This window comes from Mesonia ostreae, from assembly GCF_031845265.1.
Lineage (GTDB): Bacteria > Bacteroidota > Bacteroidia > Flavobacteriales > Flavobacteriaceae > Mesonia > Mesonia ostreae.
Window position 1 is genome coordinate 1 of sequence record NZ_JAVRBG010000016.1, and the last position, 21,977, is coordinate 21,977.

Annotated in this window: 17 protein-coding genes, 2 tRNA genes and 3 rRNA genes; 9 read left to right on the plus strand and 13 right to left on the minus strand. The window is 37.7% G+C overall.

Translation table 11 applies throughout. The annotated features are described in order from the left end of the window. Positions 1–332 precede the first annotated feature (332 nt). The 5 genes from rrf to RLT85_RS13405 form a co-directional block, all read right to left on the minus strand. Positions 333–441: ribosomal RNA gene (gene rrf, locus RLT85_RS13385) — 5S ribosomal RNA — on the minus strand. 132 nt (positions 442–573) lie between these two features. Continuing rightward, positions 574–3,406: ribosomal RNA gene (locus tag RLT85_RS13390) — 23S ribosomal RNA — on the minus strand. Between the two features lie 166 nt (positions 3,407–3,572). After that, a tRNA-Ala gene (locus tag RLT85_RS13395) sits at positions 3,573–3,646 on the minus strand. 157 nt (positions 3,647–3,803) lie between these two features. Continuing rightward, positions 3,804–3,877 (minus strand) — tRNA-Ile (locus RLT85_RS13400). Between the two features lie 108 nt (positions 3,878–3,985). Further along, positions 3,986–5,509, minus strand: a 16S ribosomal RNA gene (locus RLT85_RS13405). The 16S, 23S and 5S rRNA genes sit together here with 2 tRNA genes alongside, the layout of an rRNA operon. 718 nt (positions 5,510–6,227) lie before the next feature. Between RLT85_RS13405 and RLT85_RS13410 the strand changes: the two genes are divergently transcribed. From RLT85_RS13410 to RLT85_RS13420, 3 genes are all read left to right on the plus strand, one after another. Beyond that, a complete protein-coding gene (locus RLT85_RS13410) occupies positions 6,228–6,617 on the plus strand; it encodes a DoxX family protein (protein ID WP_311402557.1) in 390 nt (129 codons plus the stop codon). A gap of 181 nt (positions 6,618–6,798) precedes the next feature. Further along, positions 6,799–7,377, plus strand: a complete 579-nt coding sequence (locus RLT85_RS13415) for an alpha-ketoglutarate-dependent dioxygenase AlkB family protein (RefSeq protein ID WP_311402558.1) — start codon at positions 6,799–6,801, stop codon at positions 7,375–7,377. Next, positions 7,374–7,658: a TIGR03643 family protein gene (locus RLT85_RS13420; RefSeq protein ID WP_311402559.1), complete on the plus strand. Its 285-nt coding sequence runs from the start codon at positions 7,374–7,376 to the stop codon at positions 7,656–7,658. Before RLT85_RS13415 ends, RLT85_RS13420 begins: the two co-directional genes overlap by 4 nt. Positions 7,659–7,744: 86 nt before the next feature. On the opposite strand, the gene RLT85_RS13425 is transcribed toward RLT85_RS13420, so the two are convergent. Beyond that, the gene (locus tag RLT85_RS13425) at positions 7,745–8,530 is read right to left on the minus strand and encodes a S1/P1 nuclease (protein WP_311402560.1); all 786 of its coding nucleotides are present in this window, start codon (positions 8,528–8,530) and stop codon (positions 7,745–7,747) included. 124 nt (positions 8,531–8,654) lie between these two features. Here RLT85_RS13425 and RLT85_RS13430 point away from each other — a divergent pair, with 124 nt between their 5' ends. The 3 genes from RLT85_RS13430 (at position 8,655) to RLT85_RS13440 (ending at position 11,828) form a co-directional block, all read left to right on the plus strand. Next, the gene (locus RLT85_RS13430; protein WP_311402561.1) at positions 8,655–9,584 is read left to right on the plus strand and encodes an alpha/beta hydrolase; all 930 of its coding nucleotides are present in this window, start codon (positions 8,655–8,657) and stop codon (positions 9,582–9,584) included. A 67-nt stretch (positions 9,585–9,651) separates the two neighbouring features. Further along, positions 9,652–10,920 carry a DUF819 family protein gene (locus RLT85_RS13435; RefSeq protein WP_311402562.1) on the plus strand — a complete coding sequence of 423 codons (1,269 nt, stop codon included), beginning with the start codon at positions 9,652–9,654 and terminating at the stop codon, positions 10,918–10,920. A gap of 176 nt (positions 10,921–11,096) precedes the next feature. Then, positions 11,097–11,828: a DUF4369 domain-containing protein gene (locus RLT85_RS13440; protein ID WP_311402563.1), complete on the plus strand. Its 732-nt coding sequence runs from the start codon at positions 11,097–11,099 to the stop codon at positions 11,826–11,828. 480 nt (positions 11,829–12,308) lie between these two features. On the opposite strand, the gene RLT85_RS13445 is transcribed toward RLT85_RS13440, so the two are convergent. The 3 genes from RLT85_RS13445 to dnaK all read right to left on the minus strand — a co-directional run bounded on the left by RLT85_RS13445 (position 12,309) and on the right by dnaK (position 15,848). Next, on the minus strand, positions 12,309–13,310 hold the full coding sequence (locus tag RLT85_RS13445; protein WP_311402564.1) for an LLM class flavin-dependent oxidoreductase: 1,002 nt from the start codon (positions 13,308–13,310) through the stop codon (positions 12,309–12,311). Between the two features lie 206 nt (positions 13,311–13,516). Beyond that, on the minus strand, positions 13,517–13,699 hold the full coding sequence (locus RLT85_RS13450; protein WP_311402565.1) for a hypothetical protein: 183 nt from the start codon (positions 13,697–13,699) through the stop codon (positions 13,517–13,519). A gap of 235 nt (positions 13,700–13,934) precedes the next feature. After that, positions 13,935–15,848, minus strand: a complete 1,914-nt coding sequence (gene dnaK, locus RLT85_RS13455) for a molecular chaperone DnaK (protein WP_311402566.1) — start codon at positions 15,846–15,848, stop codon at positions 13,935–13,937. 244 nt (positions 15,849–16,092) lie between these two features. Between dnaK and RLT85_RS13460 the strand changes: the two genes are divergently transcribed. After that, positions 16,093–17,526: an L-serine ammonia-lyase gene (locus tag RLT85_RS13460; protein WP_311402567.1), complete on the plus strand. Its 1,434-nt coding sequence runs from the start codon at positions 16,093–16,095 to the stop codon at positions 17,524–17,526. 81 nt (positions 17,527–17,607) lie between these two features. Then, complete coding sequence (locus RLT85_RS13465) at positions 17,608–18,243, plus strand: SanA/YdcF family protein (protein ID WP_311402568.1); 636 nt, start codon at positions 17,608–17,610, stop codon at positions 18,241–18,243. Between the two features lie 57 nt (positions 18,244–18,300). Here the strand turns inward: RLT85_RS13465 and RLT85_RS13470 are convergent, their stop codons facing one another. The 4 genes from RLT85_RS13470 to RLT85_RS13485 are packed head-to-tail and all read right to left on the minus strand — an operon-like array spanning position 18,301 to position 20,441. After that, complete coding sequence (locus RLT85_RS13470) at positions 18,301–18,942, minus strand: GFO_1091 family lipoprotein (RefSeq protein ID WP_311402569.1); 642 nt, start codon at positions 18,940–18,942, stop codon at positions 18,301–18,303. A 12-nt stretch (positions 18,943–18,954) separates the two neighbouring features. After that, positions 18,955–19,476, minus strand: a complete 522-nt coding sequence (locus RLT85_RS13475) for a GFO_1090 family protein (protein WP_311402570.1) — start codon at positions 19,474–19,476, stop codon at positions 18,955–18,957. A 10-nt stretch (positions 19,477–19,486) separates the two neighbouring features. Continuing rightward, entirely contained in the window at positions 19,487–19,942 is a 456-nt protein-coding gene (locus tag RLT85_RS13480; RefSeq protein WP_311402571.1) for a PG0215 family putative anti-sigma factor, read from the minus strand. Then, the gene (locus RLT85_RS13485; protein WP_311402572.1) at positions 19,929–20,441 is read right to left on the minus strand and encodes a GFO_1088 family ECF-type sigma factor; all 513 of its coding nucleotides are present in this window, start codon (positions 20,439–20,441) and stop codon (positions 19,929–19,931) included. Before RLT85_RS13485 ends, RLT85_RS13480 begins: the two co-directional genes overlap by 14 nt. Before the next feature lie 113 nt (positions 20,442–20,554). Here RLT85_RS13485 and RLT85_RS13490 point away from each other — a divergent pair, with 113 nt between their 5' ends. Further along, the gene (locus tag RLT85_RS13490) at positions 20,555–21,949 is read left to right on the plus strand and encodes a GFO_1087 family putative carboxy terminal peptidase (protein WP_311402573.1); all 1,395 of its coding nucleotides are present in this window, start codon (positions 20,555–20,557) and stop codon (positions 21,947–21,949) included. Positions 21,950–21,977 lie beyond the last annotated feature (28 nt).

Below are 21,977 nucleotides of genomic sequence, written 5' to 3' on the forward strand. Positions count from 1 at the left end.
AAACTGAAATCGAAGTGAAATCTTAAAAATGCTTTTCGGTGGCTAAGTTATTTACAACAGCCTCGAAATTTCGGGGGTATCGAAGCCACAATCTCTTTGAAGTAGTCGGAAAGCGAAACTGTAATCGAGTCAAAAAATAATTAGATGTATTTTCCAAATAAAGACTGGTGCACCCCCAAAGCTTCGGGAGTATCCCGCTGCGTTAATCTAGTGTTACAATGTCCCAAGTCGCTTTACAATCGTATGGCCTATCTCTAAATCTACCTAGTCTAATCCTTAAAAAAAGGTCATAAAAAAAACCCTTCACTTAATCTAAGTAAAGGGTTTATAAAAAAAGGCGACGACATACTCTCCCACAATAAGCAGTACCATCTGCGCTAACGGGCTTAACTTCTCTGTTCGGAATGGAAAGAGGTGAGCCCCGTTGCTATAATCACCTTAAACTGGTGATAGGTGTTTGATTGTTATAGCAAACAGCCATCTAATAAGTTGACATATGGAAAAAATAAAAAAGACTTCGAGATAATATACATAGCATTAGGAATTTACCTCCCCCAGTTGCCCGGGGGAAGAGTACATAAGCTATACGGGTTATTAGTACTACTTGGCTATGACATTACTGCCTTTACACCTATAGCCTATCAACGTGGTAGTCTCCCACGACCCTTTAAAGAAATCTCATCTTGTGGTGGGTTTCGCGCTTATATGCTTTCAGCGCTTATCCCTTCCAAACGTAGCTACCCAGCAGTGCTCCTGGCGGAACAACTGGTACACCAGAGGTTTGTCCAATCCGGTCCTCTCGTACTAGGATCAGATCCACTCAAATTTCTTGCGCCCACTGTAGATAGAGACCGAACTGTCTCACGACGTTCTGAACCCAGCTCGCGTGCCACTTTAATGGGCGAACAGCCCAACCCTTGGGACCTTCTCCAGCCCCAGGATGTGACGAGCCGACATCGAGGTGCCAAACCCCCCCGTCGATATGAGCTCTTGGGGGAGATCAGCCTGTTATCCCCGGAGTACCTTTTATCCTTTGAGCGATGGCCCTTCCATGCGGAACCACCGGATCACTATGCTCTACTTTCGTACCTGATCGACCTGTATGTCTCTCAGTCAAGCTCCCTTTTGCCATTGCACTCTACACACGATTACCAACCGTGTTGAGGGAACCTTTAGAAGCCTCCGTTACTCTTTTGGAGGCGACCACCCCAGTCAAACTACCCACCAAGCACTGTCCTTCCAGTGGAAGTTAGGCTTCAAACAAGTAAAGGGTGGTATTTCAACAATGACTCCACCACACCTGGCGATGCAGCTTCAACGTCTCCCACCTATCCTACACATCACTTGTCCAAAGTCAATACTAAGCTATAGTAAAGGTTCACGGGGTCTTTTCGTCCCACAGCGGGTAATCGGCATCTTCACCGATACTACAATTTCACCGAGCTCATGGCTGAGACAGTGTCCAGATCGTTGCACCATTCGTGCAGGTCGGAACTTACCCGACAAGGAATTTCGCTACCTTAGGACCGTTATAGTTACGGCCGCCGTTTACCGGGGCTTCAATTCAATGCTTCGCTAATGCTAACATCTCCTCTTAACCTTCCGGCACCGGGCAGGTGTCAGGCCATATACATCATCTTTCGATTTAGCATAGCCCTGTGTTTTTGATAAACAGTCGCCTGGACTCTTTCACTGCGGCCCACATTGCTGTGGGCGACGCTTCTCCCGAAGTTACGCGTCTATTTTGCCTAGTTCCTTAGCCATGAATCTCTCGAGCACCTTAGAATTCTCATCCCAACTACCTGTGTCGGTTTACGGTACAGGCTGCTTTACTCGCTTTTCTTGGAAGTCACTCCCCTGGATTATCACCGCCGCCGTAGCTTAAGTGTACTATCGTAATCTTATCGATTACTTCAACGTACTATTCCGTCAGTACGCACCAAGTTTATGCCTCCGTCACTTTTGTTGTAAAGCAGGTAGCAGAATATTAACTGCTTGTCCATCCACTACCCCTTTCGGGTTCGCGTTAGGTCCTGACTAACCCTCAGCTGATTAGCATAGCTGAGGAAACCTTAGTCTTTCGGTGTGCGGGTTTCTCGCCCGCATTATCGTTACTTATGCCTACATTTTCTTTTGTAACCAATCCAGCATACCTCGCAGTACACCTTCAAATTTGTTACAATGCTCCCCTACCACTTATAACTAATGTCATAAGTCCATAGCTTCGGTAATATGTTTATGCCCGATTATTATCCATGCCGAACCGCTCGACTAGTGAGCTGTTACGCACTCTTTAAATGAATGGCTGCTTCCAAGCCAACATCCTAGCTGTCTAAGCAGTTCAACCTCGTTTATTCAACTTAACATATATTTGGGGACCTTAGCTGATGGTCTGGGTTCTTTCCCTCTCGGACATGGACCTTAGCACCCATGCCCTCACTGATAAAAATCATTTTATAGCATTCGGAGTTTGTCAGGAATTGGTAGGCGGTGAAGCCCCCGCATCCAATCAGTAGCTCTACCTCTATAAAACTAAATTATCGCTGCACCTAAATGCATTTCGGGGAGTACGAGCTATTTCCGAGTTTGATTGGCCTTTCACCCCTACCCTCAGGTCATCCCAAGACTTTTCAACGTCAACGGGTTCGGTCCTCCACTTTGGGTTAACAAAGCTTCAACCTGCCCAAGGGTAGATCACACGGTTTCGCGTCTACCACTACCAACTATATCGCCCTATTAAGACTCGCTTTCGCTACGGCTCCAATTCTTAAAATCTTAACCTTGCTGGCAACGGTAACTCGTAGGCTCATTATGCAAAAGGCACGCCGTCACAAACCGAAGTCTGCTCCGACCGCTTGTAAGCGTATGGTTTCAGGGTCTATTTCACTCCTTTATTCAAGGTTCTTTTCACCTTTCCCTCACGGTACTGGTTCACTATCGGTCTCTCAGTAGTATTTAGCCTTGGCGGATGGTCCCGCCGGATTCATACAGGGTTTCACGTGCCCCGCACTACTCAGGATACCACTATCTTCACTTCCTTTACCTATACCGGGCTGTCACCGTCTTTGGCCAAGCTTTCCAACTTGTTCTAGTTCATCGAGTGTTAAATGTCGTGGTCCTACAACCCCATAACGTCCGTAAACGGTATGGTTTGGGCTTCTGCGCGTTCGCTCGCCGCTACTAGCGCAATCACTATTGTTTTCTCTTCCTCCGGGTACTTAGATGTTTCAGTTCTCCGGGTTTGCCTCCTTGCGGATACTATACCTTCAGTATAGTGGGTTGCCCCATTGGGATATCTGCGGATCAATTTGTATGTGCCAATCCCCGCAGCTTTTCGCAGCTTATCACGTCCTTCATCGCCTCTGAGAGCCTAGGCATTCCCCATACGCCCTTAAAAAGCTTATGTCTTTTACCTAAATTGCTCTTTACTATCTCTAGTAAATTAATTTAATATATTTATTTTCTGTGCTTATAAATAAGCTACAGAGTTCTCTCGTATTCTTTATTCTTTCAATATGTCAATGAACGTTCAATAATTAAAAATTAATAATTATCAATTCTTAATTAAAAAGTGGAGAATATCGGAGTCGAACCGATGACCTCCTGCGTGCAAGGCAGGCGCTCTAGCCAGCTGAGCTAATCCCCCATATACCAGTAGTTAGTACATAGTAGTTAGTAGTTAGACTATAACCACTACTCAACTTCCAGAATTTCCTTTATAATCTTTATGAACTTTTTTAAGCAATAATTAATCTTTCATAATTATTAATTAAATTGTAGCCTTCTTCCTTTAACTACTTTCGTAGTCTCAGGCAGACTCGAACTGCCGACCTCTACATTATCAGTGTAGCGCTCTAACCAGCTGAGCTATGAGACTGCATTATCTTTAGTATATAAATTGACAGAATTAAGATCTTATAAAACTCTTTTAGAGTTCCGTAGTCGATTCTAGTATTGCGCGTGTACTTAAAAGTACTTGCTCTAGAAAGGAGGTGTTCCAGCCGCACCTTCCGGTACGGCTACCTTGTTACGACTTAGCCCTAGTTACCAGTTTTACCCTAGGCCGCCCCTTGCGGTAACGGACTTCAGGTACCCCCAGCTTCCATGGCTTGACGGGCGGTGTGTACAAGGCCCGGGAACGTATTCACCGGATCATGGCTGATATCCGATTACTAGCGATTCCAGCTTCACGGAGTCGAGTTGCAGACTCCGATCCGAACTGTGATAGGGTTTATAGATTCGCTCCTTCTCGCGAAGTGGCTGCTCTCTGTCCCTACCATTGTAGCACGTGTGTGGCCCAGGACGTAAGGGCCGTGATGATTTGACGTCATCCCCACCTTCCTCACGGTTTGCACCGGCAGTCTGGCTAGAGTTCCCGACATCACTCGCTGGCAACTAACCACAGGGGTTGCGCTCGTTATAGGACTTAACCTGACACCTCACGGCACGAGCTGACGACAACCATGCAGCACCTTGTAATCTGTCCGAAGAAATACCTGTTTCCAAGTACGTCAGACTACATTTAAGCCCTGGTAAGGTTCCTCGCGTATCATCGAATTAAACCACATGCTCCACCGCTTGTGCGGGCCCCCGTCAATTCCTTTGAGTTTCATTCTTGCGAACGTACTCCCCAGGTGGGTTACTTATCACTTTCGCTTAGCCACTCAGTCTCAATCGACCAAACAGCTAGTAACCATCGTTTACGGCGTAGACTACCAGGGTATCTAATCCTGTTCGCTACCTACGCTTTCGTCCATCAGTGTCAGTACATTATTAGTGATCTGCCTTCGCAATCGGTATTCTGAGCGATATCTATGCATTTCACCGCTACACCGCTCATTCTAACCACTTCATAATGACTCAAGACCAACAGTATCAATGGCAATTCTACAGTTAAGCTGTAGACTTTCACCACTGACTTATTAGTCCACCTACGGACCCTTTAAACCCAATGATTCCGGATAACGCTTGGATCCTCCGTATTACCGCGGCTGCTGGCACGGAGTTAGCCGATCCTTATTCGTAGAGTACCGTCAATTCTCTTCGCAAAGAGAGGTTTCTTCCTCTATAAAAGCAGTTTACAACCCATAGGGCAGTCTTCCTGCACGCGGCATGGCTGGATCAGAGTTGCCTCCATTGTCCAATATTCCTCACTGCTGCCTCCCGTAGGAGTCTGGTCCGTGTCTCAGTACCAGTGTGGGGGATCTCCCTCTCAGGACCCCTACCCATCGCTGCCTTGGTAAGCCGTTACCTTACCAACTAACTAATGGGACGCATACTCATCTATTACCACCGTAGTTTTAATTAAAAAATGATGCCATCTCTTAATACTATGGAGGGTTAATCCAAATTTCTTCGGGCTATACTCCAGTAATAGGCAGATTGTATACGCGTTACTCACCCGTGCGCCACTCGTCATCTGGTGCAAGCACCAATGTTACCGTTCGACTTGCATGTGTTAAGCCTGCCGCTAGCGTTCATCCTGAGCCAGGATCAAACTCTTCATCGTTGTTTCATTATAATTTTACAATACTATAACTAATCAACTGGAATTTTTAATTACCGAAATTTACATCTCAGTAAAGACTCAAAATTATTCTATAAAATCTTAATCTTTATTCGTTTCTTTTTAAATAACTTGCGCTATTCTAAAGATACACTGTCAATTCAATACTTCAATGAACTTATTTAAAAGCTACTCTCATAACTTTTCTAGTTAAAATAAAAGGAATCGAACCTCTTCTTTTCTCGCCCATCCAAGGGATTTTAAATTTAATTTTTTTAAGAACTCTTAACACTTATCGTGTTAGCGGCTGCAAATGTAAAACGTTTTTTCTTTGTGGCAAAATAAAAATTGAAATAATTTTTATTTTTTTTCAGAAGCCAAAACTTTTTAAGAACGCACCCAACTAATTCGCTAAGCGGACGCAAAACTAATACTTATTTTTACTATCACAAGGCTTTTTTGAAAAAATATTTAAAACTTTTTTTTTCGAAAAACAATCCGTAAATAATCAATGAACTACCGCGCCAAAGCGGGGTGCAAATATACAACCTTTTATTCCACTATAACAAAAGAAATTGTAAGTTTTTTTTGTAAATTGTTCATGTTAGATTTAAAACGCTGGAAGTAAAGGAAATAATTTTATTAAAAAGAACAACGAATGAAATTACCTGTACAATATTTGTTCTACAAGACTTAAAAATAGTTAAACCTTATGTGTATTATGGGTGATTTATTTACCTTTCCTCCTATGGAATACTTTACTTGGCACTTATACCTTATGAGCGGTATGTATATTCTCGCTGGAACTCTTCACTTTATAAAACCCAAAACGTACCTAAGGATTATGCCTAGGTATTTACCAGTACACCTCAGTTTGGTTTATTTAAGTGGAGCAGCAGAAATTTTATTGGGTACTCTCCTTCTATTTAAAGATTATAAAGACTGGGCTATTTATGGTATTATATCTATGTTATTGGTATTTCTTTTAGTGCATTTTTATATGTTAAGTTCAAAGAAAGCTGGAGCGGGTATTCCTAGATGGGCTTTAATATTAAGACTGCCGCTTCAATTTTTATTGATTTGGTGGGCTTATTTTTATTTGCAATATTAATACCATTTTGACTACTTATTCTCGCATATAATTTGTTTCATTTACGCCTAATTTTCATCAATAAATAAATCCGTAGTTAAAACTATGCATTAATTTTTCGATTTCATCTAAACAAAAAATAATTCAAATTAAGAATACTACATTAAATAATTAAATTGATATAATTCCGTGACAACGTACTATGATACCTCTATTTCTACCCGATGCCGATATTCATTATGAAAGCAATTTTCTAGAAGCATCTGAATGCGATTCTTTATTTGAAACCTTAAGAACTCAGGTTGATTGGCAGCAAGACGATATTAAAGTCTTTGGCAAAACTTACGCCCAACCCAGACTTACAGCTTTATTTGCTGAGAATAAAAAAACATATTCTTATTCTGGTATTAAAATGGAACCCAAATTATTTTCCGAAGAACTTTTAATCTTAAGAGATCGATTAAAGCGCATTACCGGAATTCATTTCACCACTTGTCTTTTGAATTTATATCGAGACGGACAAGATAGTAATGGCTGGCACGCAGATAATGAAAAGGAGTTAGGATCTAATCCGCAGATAGCTTCTATTAGTATAGGTGCGCCAAGATTTTTTAAATTAAAACACAACAACTTAAAAGAAGAGAGACATAAAATTTTACTAGAAAACGGAAGTCTCTTGTTAATGAAAGGAACTACACAACATTACTGGAAACACGAAATCCCAAAAACCAAAAAAAAAGTGGGAGAACGAATTAATTTAACCTTTAGAATTATAAAATGAATATAGAAAAAGATTTTACGGAAAGAGAATTAGATAGAATTATAGAAATGGCTTGGGAAGATAGAACTCCCTTTGAAGCGATAGAATTTCAGTTTAAGGTCACCGAAGACGAGGTAATTAAAATCATGCAACGCGAAATGAAAGCTTCTAGCTTTAGAATGTGGAGAGCTCGCGTACAGGGAAGAAAAACAAAACACGCTAAACTAAGACCTGAGGATACAAAGACTTTTAAGTCTAGCCGACAAAAGAGCATTTCTCAAAATAAAATTTCTAAGCGCTAATAAAAATCCCCCACAGTTATGCTGTGAGGGATTATATAGTAGTAGTAATTGTAAATTTTTGCTTGGTTCAGCGAAACAATCATAGCCTAACCATATAATTCGTTCAAGATTTTGGCTAATCTAATGCCGCCTTTTTGCAATTGAATTTTTAATTGCGGAAACCAATCGTACATGTAACGGTATCCTAAATTTTTATTCTCTTCAACAGATTGATAAATAGATTCTGCCATAGTTCGTGACTCCAAAGCCCAAGTTTCAGCGTTTCCTTTGGCTATATCTTTAATCTCTGTTTTAGAAAGTTTTCGAGCGTGCGTAGATAATTCCGTAAAGCTCATATCGTAGCTATCAATCATATTAGAATCCCACACCCGATGTAAGTTCGAATCTTTCCCAAACCACTTTACATCTATATCATTTCCTCCTTTGTCATACGCGTGACCTACGTGTAAAGGTTGGTGCAAATCACCTACTAAATGAATCAACATTTTTAGATAAAATTGCTTATCTCTACGCTCTGTATCTTCAGATTGTAATTTAGAAATGCACTCTTCAATTCCCCAAACTGCATTCTCACCAAGCTCTTTCTCTACTTCTGCATAGGTTTTCCCAGAAGGAATGTTTACATAATGCCATTTATTATAACCTCTAAAGGCTTTATCACTTTTAATTTCGTCTGCATACGTAGAAGCAATTGCGATGCTGTTACCATCCAATAACTTAGTAATTCTTTTTATGGCTTTCTTAGAAAGGTGTTTTTGCGCAATTTGTGCTGTAGACCGATGTCCATTCTGGCCCCAATCTTCGGTAGCCAATGCTTTTATAGAAGTTACACAAAACAACAAAAGCACACTTAAGGAGATAATTTTCTTCAAAACTTTTTTTCTGCAAAAGTAATAATTTACTTCAATTAAAAGTTTTTCTTTATCATAACTTCACCGCATTCATAAACAACATTCGGTTTAAAGTATCGTTCTTTATTCAAAGAAATTAAATGGTATGAAAAAGTTCTATATTTTATTATTGATAGGTTTTGCTCAACTTTCAATGGCTCAAACCAAAATTGTTTCTCACGACATAAAGATAAATCAGTTTGTAGAAGGAACGCTGGTTACTCCTACCTCAGTTAATTCAAGTCCGTTAGCCATTATATTAAATGATGCGGGAGCTGTAGATCGTAACGGCAATGAGAGAACACAGATCAATAATGCTACAAAAAAACTAGCCGAAGCTTTAGCGCAAAATGGAATTGCTACGTTTAGGTATGACAAGAGAATTTTTAGAGCTGAAAAATTAAAACTTAGAGAAAGAGATTTTAGATTTGACTTTTTTGTTGAAGATGCTATCGCGTCTCTAAAATATTTTAAAAATAAAAATAAATTTTCTTCCCTATATATTATAGGCCGCGGTCAAGGTTCTTTGGTGGGAATGCTAGCGGCTCAAGAATTAGCAGATGGTTTTATTAGCATTGGCGGAGTTGCAGAAAGCATTGATCAAATTATTATCGATCAAATTAAGAATCAGGCTCCTGGTTTAAGTGAAGATGCGGTTCGCGCTTTCGCGGAATTAAAAGAACGCGGAAAAGTGTATAATTACAGCCCTGCATTAGAATCTATCTTGCGAAAAAACTTACAACCTTTTATGGCTTCTTGGATGGCATATTCTCCCGAAGAGGAAATCAAAAAGCTTAATATACCCGTACTTCTTCTGCATGGAGGGAAAGACTTACAAGCAAGTTTAGATAATTTTGAGCAACTAAATAAAGTTAAACCCTCTGCTTCAAACAAGTTGATTGAAAATATGAATTACGTGTTAGTGGATGTTAAGGGACAAAATGATATGGTGAATCAAAAAACGTATTATAATAAAGATCTTGCTATTTCTCCAAAACTTATGGAGAGCATTCGTGCATTTATTCAACAAAAATAAGAAGTCTCTTGGTAATTTATTTGATGTTTTATTAAAGTAAGTATATTTACCAAAAATTAACATTTTTATGGAAAACGCACCTGTTTTTACAAACGATGCTATCGTCTTCGGAATTTTAATGCTCATCTTGGCTGCAGTATTTTACACTTCATCTGCCAAAACTGGATTTTGGAAAAGCTTTTACAAAGTAGTCCCCGCACTTTTAATGTGCTATTTACTTCCAGCTATTTTCAATACGCTAGGAATTATAAGTGCCGAAGAATCTCAGCTTTATTTTGTTGCTAGTAGATATCTCCTTCCCGCATCCTTAGTTTTAATGACCTTGAGCATTGACTTAAAAGCAATTTTTAATCTAGGCCCCAAAGCATTAATTATGTTTTTTACAGGAACTATTGGGATTGTGATTGGAGGTCCTTTGGCCATCTTATTAATCTCGGCCGTCTCTCCCGAAACCGTTGGTGGTTCTGGACCAGATGCGATTTGGAGAGGTTTAGCTACTCTTGCAGGAAGTTGGATTGGTGGTGGCGCCAACCAAGCAGCCATGCTAGAAATATTCAAGTTTAATCCAGAGAAATATGGCGGAATGGTTTTCGTAGATATTGTAGTGGCTAATCTATGGATGGCCGTAATTTTAATGGGAATTGCAAAAACCGAAAAAATTGACAAGTGGTTAAAAGCAGACTCTTCGGCTATAACTAAACTTAAAAATAAAGTTCAAGATTATACCGCTGGCATCAGTAGAACTCCAAGCCTAGCCGACTATATGATTATGTTAGGATTAGCTTTGGGAGCAGTAGGTTTTGCACATTGGGGAGCCGATGGGATTTCTGCTGGTTTATCTAATAATTTTGAGGTTTTTAACGACAAGTCTTCTGCCCTATCTTCCTTTACCTCTACTTTCTTTTGGATGATTACCATCTCTACGCTTATTGGGATTATACTTTCTTTTACTAAAGCAAAAAAGTATGAAGGTGCAGGAGCGAGTAAAATAGGAAGCATTTTTATTTACATTCTAGTGGCTACTATTGGAATGAAAATGGATTTATTGATGATTTTTGAAAACCCAGGTCTTATCGCTATCGGTTTGGTTTGGATGACAATTCACGCTGGTTTACTGGTTGGAGTTGCCAAGCTTATTAAGGCTCCTTACTTTTTCTTGGCGGTAGGAAGCCAGGCAAATGTAGGAGGCGCTGCTTCTGCGCCCGTAGTTGCTGCTGCTTTTCATCCTTCTTTAGCTACGGTAGGCGTACTTTTGGCGGTGATGGGTTATGTGGTTGGTACTTGGGCTGCTTATCTTTGTGCAGTATTGATGGAAGTAGCTTCGGCTGGAGTTTAAGAATGATTCTCTTCCACTAATATTTCATTGTAATCGATAGTTTAATTATTGAATCAGTATAAACTATAAAACCCAATTCAGAAGAAATTTTTAATTATTATTTCATCTTTCAAGTACTAAAATCCTTTGGTGGGATTCAATAAAAAAAGCATCTTTGCACCCAATTAAAAAAGAAAATGAGAAAAATATTTATTGCCGCAGTTAGCTTATTGCTTATCGTTTCTTGTCAGACCAAAGAAACCAATTTTACGCTTACCGGAAACATTAAAGGACTTAAACAAGGTAAGCTTTATTTACAAAAAATAGAAGATACCTTGGTAGTGAATGTAGACTCTGTGGTTATTGATGGAGATGCGAACTATACGCTAGAAGCATTTTTAAAGGAGCCTGAAATTATGTTTCTTTACCTAGACAAATCAGACGGCGATAGAAATGATGATATTGTAGATTTCTTTGCGGAAGAAGGAGAAATGACCATTAATTCTAGTCTAAATAATTTTGTAAGTGATGCTAAGATTACCGGATCTAAAAATCAGGTAGTTCTAGAAGAATACGAAGGCATTATCAAAAGATTTAGCGAGCAAAATTTAGATTTAGTCAAAGCCAGTTTTGATGCGGAAAAAGCTGGAGATCAAGAAAAAGTTTTAGCCGTGAATAAATCTTATGAAAATATACTAAAGAGAAAGTATTTGTATACCGTTAACTACGCGATTACACATAAAGACAAAGAAGCTTCGCCTTACATTATCATCACCGAGGCTTTTGATGCCAATGTAAAATATTTAGATACCGTTTATAATTCTTATGATAAGAAAGTTAGAAAATCTAAGTACGGGAAAGAATTAAAAGATTTAATCAAACAGCATCGTAAAATCTTAAAATTAGACAAGAAGGTAAGTAAAAAATAATTTTTTTAAGCTTGAGGGCAATTGAAGGTTTATGCAAAAACGTCTTGATTCCGCTCGACGTGACAATCAAGAACCTCCGTAAATTAAACTCTCTGAAGGATTAAGTGAATATGTAGTGAAAACTTTTTCTTAACGGAAATAAAAAGCGTAAGCTCAAAAGGCTTGCGTTTTTTTAATTCATAGTGCCTGATTGAAGTTCTAGATCTTGTTAACTTGAACCCGTCCGCAGTGAATTCATTCTGAAGCGCTTATTTCTGGTTCTCGTAGTGATTTGTAAACTAATTTGGTGAGATTCTGAAATAAACCCGCCTGAATGGTACGGGCAGGTTTAGAATGAAAGTTGTTGATGCTTTTGAGTCGGTTCACTCTTCAAAATCAATAACTCTTAAATAGGAAACTATTACTAACTAGATAATAAAAGTTAAATCTATTATCTAAACAAGAAGCAATCTATTATCTTAGTCAGGCACAACTCATTTTTTACTCTTGCAATTCCTGCATAATTTCAGAAAACATGGCATAAGATTTTAAGCGATCTTCTTGTTTATAAATATAAGACGCAACTATGACCTCATCTACCTGAGTTTCTTCTAAAAACGCTTTTGTTTTAATTTTTACGTTTTCTTTATCACCTATAAAAGCATAACGCATCATTTGCTGAATACTAGGATGATTGGCAATTTCTTTCAACTCGGTTGTCATAGAAGTCGGAGCTTGTAAATAATCAATATTACCAGTTACCACACCCAAAATCATTCGTAACATAGACGTGGAAAGAATTTCGGCTTCATCATTCGTATCTGCAGCAACCACATTAATCCCTGCAATGGTGTAGGGCTTATCTAAATATGCTGAAGGTTGAAAGTTTTCATGATAAATTCTTAAAGCTTTATGTAATTGTGCGGGTGCAAAATGACTGGCAAATACATAAGGTAAACCTTTATTAGCAGCAACGTGAGCGCTATCTGTACTGGATCCTAAAATATAAATAGGCACCTCTACTCCTTCTGAAACATAAGAACGCACTCGCTCTTTATTTTCTTCGGAAAAGAAATGATGAATTCTATCTACCTCCTCTGGAAATTGATGCACGGCTTTCATTCGATCTGATCTAATGGCCTGTGCCGTTTCTTGATCTGTTCCTGGTGCTCTTCCCAAACCTAAATCGATGCGATTGGGATACAAGTTTCCTAAAGTTCCAAATTGTTCTGAAACGATTAAAGGAGAGTGATTGGGCAACATTATGCCTCCAGAACCTACTCGTATTTTTTGAGTTCCTCCAGCAATATGACCTATCAATACTGATGTTGCTGCACTGGCAATACTTTTCATATTGTGGTGCTCTGCCAACCAAAATCTATGGTAGCCCCATTTCTCTGCTTGTTGAGCTAAATCTAAACTCTTTGCAAAGGTCTCTTTAATACTAGAATCTTGCGCTACAGAAGCTAAATCTAAAATAGAATATAAGGTTTTATTTTTCATAGTTTTAATATAGAAAAACGCACCTCTTTTTGGGAGTTGCGATTAGTATTATTTAATTAGTCAAAATTCGTTTAATTCATCTGACTATTTTAATTTAAAAAATAATGCAATTTAAAATTTTGTCGATTTTAAGTACAAAAAATTACAGGATTAATCAGGATTTTTACGAAGTGGTTTATTCACAAAAATTTTCTCTTTAAGTTTAACTACTTCGTTTTATTTTTTTTTCTTAAACTAAAAAAGTATAATGATAAAAATCCTATTACACCGCCGATAGCTGCAGACCAAGCACTAGTATCCACAAACTCTTTAAGAACAAAGCCCATGGTAGCAAATACGACGATGGTTACCAAAATTGGAATGTAAATTTCTTTTTTCTTAAGGTTCATAGAGTATGAGTTATGTTAATTACAAATTAAAGCAATTTAGCTTACATCAAAAAAAAATCTGGTTTAATTTCTTTGTTGCGTAAGGGATTGCAGCGGCATCCTTTTTTGCTTTTTTCTAGCAAAAAAGATATAGCGAAAAGCCCGACCCTTGCTTTTTCTGCAAGGATTACGCCCAAAAAAAAGCACGAAGAATAAATCTTCGTGCTTTTCTATTATTTAGATTCTTGGAAGCGTATTACTTCACTTCTTCGAAGTCTACGTCTTCTACGTCGTCTCCGCTTTTAGCTTCTTCGCCTTCAGCATTACCTCCAGGTTCTCCTTGTGGAGCTCCATTTTGTTGTGCTTCGGCTTGGGCTTTGTACATTTCTTCAGAAACGCTCTTCCAAGTCTCGTTCAACTTATCTAAAGCTGGCTCAATTTTCTCCAACTCTTTAGTTTCGTATGCTTTTTTCAATTCATCTAAAGCATCTTCTACAGGTTTCTTTTTATCATCAGAAAGTTTATCTCCAAACTCTTTAATTTGCTTCTCGGTTTGGAAAATCATAGCATCCGCCTCATTTAGCTTATCTACTTTTTCTTTCGTCTTTTTATCTGCTTCAGCATTAGCTTCGGCATCAGATTTCATTTTCTCGATTTCCTCTTCAGTTAATCCAGAAGAAGCTTCAATACGAATGTCTTGTTTTTTACCTGTTGCTTTGTCTTCGGCACTTACTTTAATAATTCCGTTCGCATCGATATCAAAAGTTACTTCAATTTGTGGAGTTCCTCTTTGTGCTGGTGGAATTCCGTCTAGGTGAAATTTACCAATCGTCTTATTATCGGCTGCCATAGGGCGTTCACCTTGTAACACGTGAATTTCTACAGAAGGCTGATTATCTGCCGCCGTTGAGAATACTTGAGATTTCTTAGTAGGAATCGTCGTATTGGCTTCAATTAATTTGGTGTTCACGCTTCCCATAGTTTCAATACCTAAAGAAAGTGGCGTTACATCTAATAAAAGAACGTCTTTTACATCTCCTGTTAAAACTCCTCCTTGAATTGCAGCTCCTAAAGAAACTACCTCATCTGGGTTTACTCCTTTACTTGGCTTTTTGTCAAAGAATTTTTCTACCGCTTCCTGTACTGCAGGGATTCTTGTAGAACCACCTACTAAAATTACTTCATCAATATCACTTTTAGAAATTCCGGCAGCTTTCATTGCCTTTTCACAAGGTTTGATGGTTCTTTTTACTAAATCTGAAATTAATTGCTCAAACTTAGATCTAGATAAAGGTCTTACCAAGTGCTTTGGTCCACTAGAAGTAGCGGTAACATAAGGTAAGTTAATTTCAGTCTGACTAGAAGAAGACAACTCAATCTTTGCTTTCTCTGCCGCTTCTTTTAGACGTTGTAAAGCCATAGGATCCTTACGTAAATCAATGTCTTCGTCTTTTATAAACTCTTCGGCCAACCAATCGATTACCACCTCATCTACATCATCACCACCTAAGTGTGTATCTCCATCTGTAGCTAATACTTCAAATACTCCATCTCCTAATTCTAGGATAGAAACATCGTGCGTACCACCACCAAAGTCAAATACTACAATTTTTTGGTCTTGTCCTTTTTTATCTAATCCATAAGCCAATGCTGCTGCGGTAGGCTCGTTGATAATTCTTCTTACTTTAAGGCCAGCAATTTCACCCGCTTCTTTAGTTGCTTGACGCTGAGAATCGTTGAAATATGCAGGAACGGTAATTACCGCTTCAGATACATCCTGTCCTAAATAATCTTCTGCTGTTTTCTTCATTTTTTGAAGAATCATAGCAGAAAGTTCTTGTGGCGTATACAAACGACCATCAATATCTACTCTTGGGGTATCGTTATCTCCTTTAACCACTTTATAAGCTACACGACCAGCCTCTCTAGAAGACTCAGAGAATTTATTTCCCATAAATCTTTTAATAGAAGAAATCGTTTTTTCTGGATTGGTAACCGCTTGACGCTTTGCTGGATCACCTACTTTAATCTCTCCATCTTCTACAAAAGCAATTACAGAAGGGGTTGTTCTTTTACCTTCGGCATTAGGAATTACCGTTGGCTCATTACCTTCCATTACAGAAACACAAGAGTTGGTAGTTCCTAAATCAATTCCAATTATTTTACTCATAACTATATATTTTAATTTTTTGTTTTTTAATTCGGTAAGCATAATTCAATCTCTATGCCAGCAAAAAAAATGTGACAGGTTGTCATTATACTTTTTTAAAACCTTAATATAATGACAAGCGTTGGTTTATTTAAGGTACTATCTCTATTTTCGCTTAAAGCGGAATAAAAAAGCTTGACAGCTATGGAAAGCACAATTATTTCTGCCATCTTTGTAGTTGGTAAATTTTTAAAATAGTTTTCAAATGGAGAAGAGAGAATGCATTAGTGTATTTGACATGTTAAAGATTGGGGTTGGACCTTCAAGCTCGCATACTTTAGGTCCGTGGCGTGCTGCCCAACGATGGATTGAAGAATTGAAAGTGAAAAATATTTTTAATCAAGTAAAAGAAGTTAAAGTAGACCTATATGGTTCTTTATCTCTTACGGGAGAAGGACACGCTACAGATATTGCCTCTATACTTGGCCTCTGCGGATATGACCCCGTAACGATGGATCTCTCTCAACTCGATGAAATTATTGATACCATTAATAGTTTTAAACGCTTAGAGCTGAACGGAGAAAAACAACTCGAGTTTGATCCTAATACGCAAGTGATCTTCAATAAAAACTTCTTAGATTTTCACCCCAACGGAATCAAATTTACTGCCACTTTAGAAAATGGAAATACTTCTACCGCAACCTTTTATTCTATTGGCGGTGGCTTTGTAGTGAAAGAAGAACGAAAAAATGCCAAACAAAATAATGAAGTCTTTGCTCAGTTTCCTTATTCTATAGAAAAAGGAAGCGAGTTGCTTGCATTTTGTAAACAAGAAAATAAAAATATTGCAGAAATTGTCTTAGAAAATGAGAAGTCGCTACGCAGTGAAGAAGAAATCCATAAAGGTTTAGAAGACATTTGGAAAGTGATGCTAGAATCTATGTATGAAGGTTGCCATACTAGCGGAGTCTTACCTGGCGGATTAAACGTACAGCGTAGAGCTCACGGAATGCATCAAAAACTTATAGGCGATAGAAAATACAATACTCCCCAAGAGTGGCTAGAAGTGATCCGGAATACTGAGGTAAAATTTAGAGAAATCTTAAAATGGGTAAGTTGTTACGCTATCAGCGTTAATGAAGTCAATGCTTCTCTGGGAAGAGTGGTAACGGCACCAACCAACGGAAGTGCAGGAACCGTACCCGCCGTAATGATGTATTATATGACTATAGAAAATCACGACGCTACGTTTGAGCATTTAAAAGAATTTATGCTCGTTGCAGGAGAAATAGGAAGTCTCTTTAAAAAGGGAGCTACCATCTCTGCTGCCATGGGGGGATGCCAAGCTGAAATTGGTGTTTCTTCATCTATGGCTGCTGGCGGACTCACACATCTTCTAGGTGGTTCTCCAGAACAGGTATTAATGGCGAGTGAGATTGCGATGGAGCACCATCTAGGTTTAACTTGTGATCCTATTGCGGGATTGGTACAAGTGCCCTGCATTGAGCGCAATGCGATGGGAGCCATAAAAGCGATTAATGCTGCCGAAATTGCATTAGAGAGCGATGCGAGTAAAGCTAAAGTCCCCTTAGATAAGGTGATTGAAACTATGTGGGATACTGCAAAAGACATGAACTCTAAATATAAAGAAACCTCTGAAGGTGGTTTGGCCGTACGCGTAAATATGAGCGATTGTTAAATCAAAAGACGCAGTATTCCAACATCAATATTCGTGATTTTCAAAGCTTCAAGAGAGACTAAAAGAGCAAAGATCTTTCCCATGATTAAAAAACTAATTATTGTCTTTATCTCATTAGTTGTTTTATTATTTGCCTTTATACTGCTTTCTAATATGATTGTAGTTCAAGGAGCCATAGGCAAAACTTTTTCTAAGGTTGAAGCCATAGAAAAGAATAAAGTGGGGATGGTTTTAGGAACCGCAAAGTATTTAGTGAACGGACAGATTAATTTATATTTTAAATATCGCATTGATGCTACGGTAGAACTTTTTAAAAACCATAAAATTGATTTTGTTTTAATTAGTGGAGACAACGGAAGCATCTATTACAACGAACCCCAAGATTTTAAAAAAGAACTCATTAAAAAAGGAATTCCTGAAGATAAGATTTTCTTAGATTATGCTGGCTTTAGAACTCTAGACTCTGTGGTAAGAGCAAAAGAAATTTTTGGACAAGACAGTATTACCATCATCTCTCAAAATTTTCATAATGAACGCGCTATCTATTTAGCTAATCATTTCAATATCCAAGCCATTGGCTATAACGCTCAAGATGTTTCTCAACACTATGGCTTTAAAACCAGCGTGAGAGAATATTTTGCCAGAACTAAAGCTTTTATAGATATAATTATTGGAGTAAAGCCTAAATTTTTAGGAGACAAAATTAAGATTGAATAAAAAAATCCCGAGCCAAACTCGGGATTTTTTAAATTATTTCCTTCAAATTTATACAGATTACACAGACTCTTGAATAGTATCTTCCGAAGCATCTTTTATAACTTCTTGTTGCCCTTGTTTTTTGTCTATTCTATTATTTAAACTATCCTTTTGATTGCCTAACATATCCATTAGTGGTTCTAACGAATTTATATTGACATTTACCTCTCCGTTCCCAACAGATTTTGCCAACTTCATTATTTCGCCTACGTTCATATTATCTCCTAAGACTCTAGCCAAGGCAAAGCCTTTTTCCTCATCATTTCCATAGACAATAATCTCATCTATAGCGTCTTCTTCTCCCAAGTAAGCAATTCTAACTCCGCTTTGTACAGATCCCATACGCATCAATAAATTATATTTCTTATCGTCTAAAATCTTTTCTACGACATCGCGTTCCTTTTCATAGATTTCTTGATTATTTCCGTTTAAGGGCAGCGCTAAAACCACAGCTTTTTTTATAGATTTAATTACTTTTTGATCTTTCTCTTCTAATTGAGAGTTATCACTTAGGAGTAAGCTTGCCGGTAAATCTAAGATCATAAAGTTCTTATTGTCTTGATGATCTACATAATAACTTTGCAGCGTAGGTTCATTATTACACGAAACCAAGGCTAATCCAGCTACCAACAGCATTAAAATATTTATTTTCTTTTTCATGTTTTCTCTAACTTAATTTACTTTTTCTAATTCTTCAGCACCTGGTACTTCTAGATCTTTGGCTAGTTTAGACACTTCTTTAAGGTCTATATCGCCCGTAATAGAAAGTACAACCGTCATAGGTTTACCATCATCCTCTCCCTGCATCAACATCAGCAATTCGCTTACATAGTTTTTTTGGCTTCCGGGTTTAGAATAAAACTGTACATTTTTCTTATCATCTTTAAAGCTCATCAGTTTTTCTAGAGAGCTAGAGCCTATGTAACTATTAAAGTCTTGTTTCATTTCTGCTCCAATTCCAGTATTTTCCGTAGAAATCACTTTAATATTCTTTAAGTTCTCTATAAGATTAATATACTGCTGCATCTCTGGATCATCGCTATCTAAATCTATTTCGGCTAAAAGCTTAAACATATTACTTGTGATCACCATAGCGCTTACTTCGCGCATCTTCTCATAACGCTCAAAGGATTGTGCGTTCCCAAATACGGGAGCCATCAAAATGGCCATAACTATTAGAATACTCTTTTTCATCTTTATTTATTTATTTCGTTATTATCAATTTGTTTTTTGTTTTCTGAATTTCCCTCAAATACATTAAATTCTCTTTACTATTGGCTACCGCTCCCGTGACCATATTAAATAGATCTTGTGTATTTTTCATCGCTAGCTCGTGATTTCCTTCTACCACCGTATGGCCTTTTTGAAAATCGGAGAATTGAAAAACGCTTAGTGCTAAAACCAATATCGCTGCAATGGAGCTTAGTGTAAGCAGTAATTTCTTTTTGTTTAGCTTCCGCGGAAGCGTAATCACTTTTTCTTCTTCTGCTAAAACAATCTCTTTCTCTGTCGCAAAAAACTGAAACAAAGGACGGTACTGCTCTAAACTTGGGTCTACATTGCCCGAAGAAAAATAATCTTGCAGTAATTTTTCTTCTTTCAACGTGGTTTCTGCTTCAAGGTACTTTTCTAAAAGCGACACTATCTTATGCAATTCCATAGTTGTGTTTTTTTAATATTTCTTTTCTAATTTTTTTTCTGGCTCTTGAGAGTGCCACTCTAATCGCAGTAGGATTCATTTCGGTGATTTCTACCATTTCTTCATATTCCAACTGCTCTATATCTCTTAACTGAATCAACATTTGTTCCTGTTCCGTTAAGTTTTTAATAATTTCCTTTACTTTTAAAAGCTCATCTTTTGCTTCAATTTCATTTTGTAAAGAAGTCTTCTTTCCATCTTCGTAATTGCTATGTATAATTCTTAGGTTGTTGTTCTTCTTGGCTTTTAATTGGTCAAAACAATAATTCTTGGTAATCGTCATGGCTAAAGCTTGCGGACTCCTATAATCTTCTAGCTTATCTTTCATCTTCCACAACCTAATCATCACTTCTTGCGTGGCATCTTCTGCCGCATCTTTAGAAACCAATAACCGCAAAGACAAACGATAAATTTTATCTTTTATAGGATTCACAAATTCTAAAAATAACTTTTGGTTCAATGTATTTTTATTTGGTGGTTTCTATAAGCTTGACGCTTCCATATAATATTTGTTACAAAGGAATTCGTTTTTATTAAATTGTGTTTAACTTTAGCACTCATTAATCCCATACTATGAAAAAATTAAGTTGTTTATTACTCCTAATTATTACGTCACTTTCCGTTAGCTCGTGTTTTAAAGATCTAGATGATGAAAAAATACAAGCCAGTGATCTAGAGATTCAAGATTTTATCTATAAGGTGATGCGTAAACATTATTTATATAAAGCTGAGAAACCAGTATTAGCCGATGATAGATTTTCTGATAATGCTGAACGCAATGCCTACCTCAACACTTTTATGACACCAAAAGATTTATTCAATGGCCTTCTATATAGTCAGGATCGTTTTAGCTTCTTAGTAGATAATTATAGGCAATTAGAACAGCAGTTTAATGGGATCACCAAAAATAACGGAATGGAGTTTGGGCTCGTACAAATACAATCTAGCGGTGAGGTGTTTGGCTATGTTCGCTATATACTTCCCAATACTTCTGCGGAAGCAAACATGGTAGAAAGAGGAATGATTTTTAACCGCGTAGACGATCAAATTCTTACCGCTACAAATTTTAAAAGCTTACTTTCTCCCGATAATTACAGCATTGGTTTAGCAACTTTTGAAGATGGAACCTTAACCCCGTTAGAAACCAGCATCAACCTACAAAAGCAGCAATACACAGAAAATCCTGTTTTTATAGCCAATACTTTAACGGTAGAGCAACAAAAAATAGGCTATTTGATGTATAACGGATTTAGAGATAATTTTGATGCGGAGCTGAATAACGCTTTCGCGGATTTTAACGCAGACGGTATTCAAGATTTGGTGATTGATGTAAGGTATAATGGCGGCGGAAGCATTGAAACCTGTAACGATTTAGCCAGTATGGTAACAGGGCAATTTAACGGCGAATTATTTTCTACCCAAGTATTTAACGAAAATTTTAGCGATGAAGAAGTTCTATTTAATAATAAAATAAGTACCGGCGCTAACATAAATAACCTTAACCTAAATAAAGTTTATATTTTAACCACCGGAAGTTCGGCTTCTGCTAGCGAATTATTAATTAGCACTTTAACACCTTATATAGATGTAGTGCAAGTAGGAACGACGACCGTAGGGAAATTTCAGGGTTCTAGAACTTTTTATGACTCTAACAACTTTTCTAGAAATGGAACTAATCTTAATTTAGGTCATACCTATGCCGTACAACCTTTAATTTTAAAATCGGTTAACGCCAACGGATTTACAGATTATGTAAATGGCTTAACACCTAACATAGAAGTTAGCGAAGATTTCTCTAACTTAGGAGAATTAGGAAACCCAGATGAAACTTTACTAAAAGCCGCTTTAGATGATATTTTGGGCAACGGAAGACCGTCTAGAAGAAATCAATCGTTAAATTTTAAAACTTTGGGCGAAAGTAAAATGTACAATGCTACTTATCAACGCATGTATGTGGGAAATGAATAAACCTTCAAACAAAAAATCCCGCTTTTTC

Bases quoted from the DNA above. Each gene is read 5' to 3' on its own strand.
- RLT85_RS13440 (WP_311402563.1), top strand. From the start codon at position 11,097: ATGAGAAAAATATTTATTGCCGCAGTTAGCTTATTGCTTATCGTTTCT.
- RLT85_RS13430 (WP_311402561.1), top strand. From the start codon at position 8,655: ATGAAAAAGTTCTATATTTTATTATTGATAGGTTTTGCTCAACTTTCA.
- RLT85_RS13460 (WP_311402567.1), top strand. From the start codon at position 16,093: ATGGAGAAGAGAGAATGCATTAGTGTATTTGACATGTTAAAGATTGGG.
- RLT85_RS13445 (WP_311402564.1), bottom strand. From the start codon at position 13,310: ATGAAAAATAAAACCTTATATTCTATTTTAGATTTAGCTTCTGTAGCG.
- RLT85_RS13410 (WP_311402557.1), top strand. From the start codon at position 6,228: ATGGGTGATTTATTTACCTTTCCTCCTATGGAATACTTTACTTGGCAC.
- RLT85_RS13465 (WP_311402568.1), top strand. From the start codon at position 17,608: ATGATTAAAAAACTAATTATTGTCTTTATCTCATTAGTTGTTTTATTA.
- RLT85_RS13450 (WP_311402565.1), bottom strand. From the start codon at position 13,699: ATGAACCTTAAGAAAAAAGAAATTTACATTCCAATTTTGGTAACCATC.
- RLT85_RS13475 (WP_311402570.1), bottom strand. From the start codon at position 19,476: ATGAAAAAGAGTATTCTAATAGTTATGGCCATTTTGATGGCTCCCGTA.
- RLT85_RS13490 (WP_311402573.1), top strand. From the start codon at position 20,555: ATGAAAAAATTAAGTTGTTTATTACTCCTAATTATTACGTCACTTTCC.
- RLT85_RS13415 (WP_311402558.1), top strand. From the start codon at position 6,799: ATGATACCTCTATTTCTACCCGATGCCGATATTCATTATGAAAGCAAT.
- RLT85_RS13420 (WP_311402559.1), top strand. From the start codon at position 7,374: ATGAATATAGAAAAAGATTTTACGGAAAGAGAATTAGATAGAATTATA.
- RLT85_RS13470 (WP_311402569.1), bottom strand. From the start codon at position 18,942: ATGAAAAAGAAAATAAATATTTTAATGCTGTTGGTAGCTGGATTAGCC.
- RLT85_RS13480 (WP_311402571.1), bottom strand. From the start codon at position 19,942: ATGGAATTGCATAAGATAGTGTCGCTTTTAGAAAAGTACCTTGAAGCA.
- dnaK (WP_311402566.1), bottom strand. From the start codon at position 15,848: ATGAGTAAAATAATTGGAATTGATTTAGGAACTACCAACTCTTGTGTT.
- RLT85_RS13435 (WP_311402562.1), top strand. From the start codon at position 9,652: ATGGAAAACGCACCTGTTTTTACAAACGATGCTATCGTCTTCGGAATT.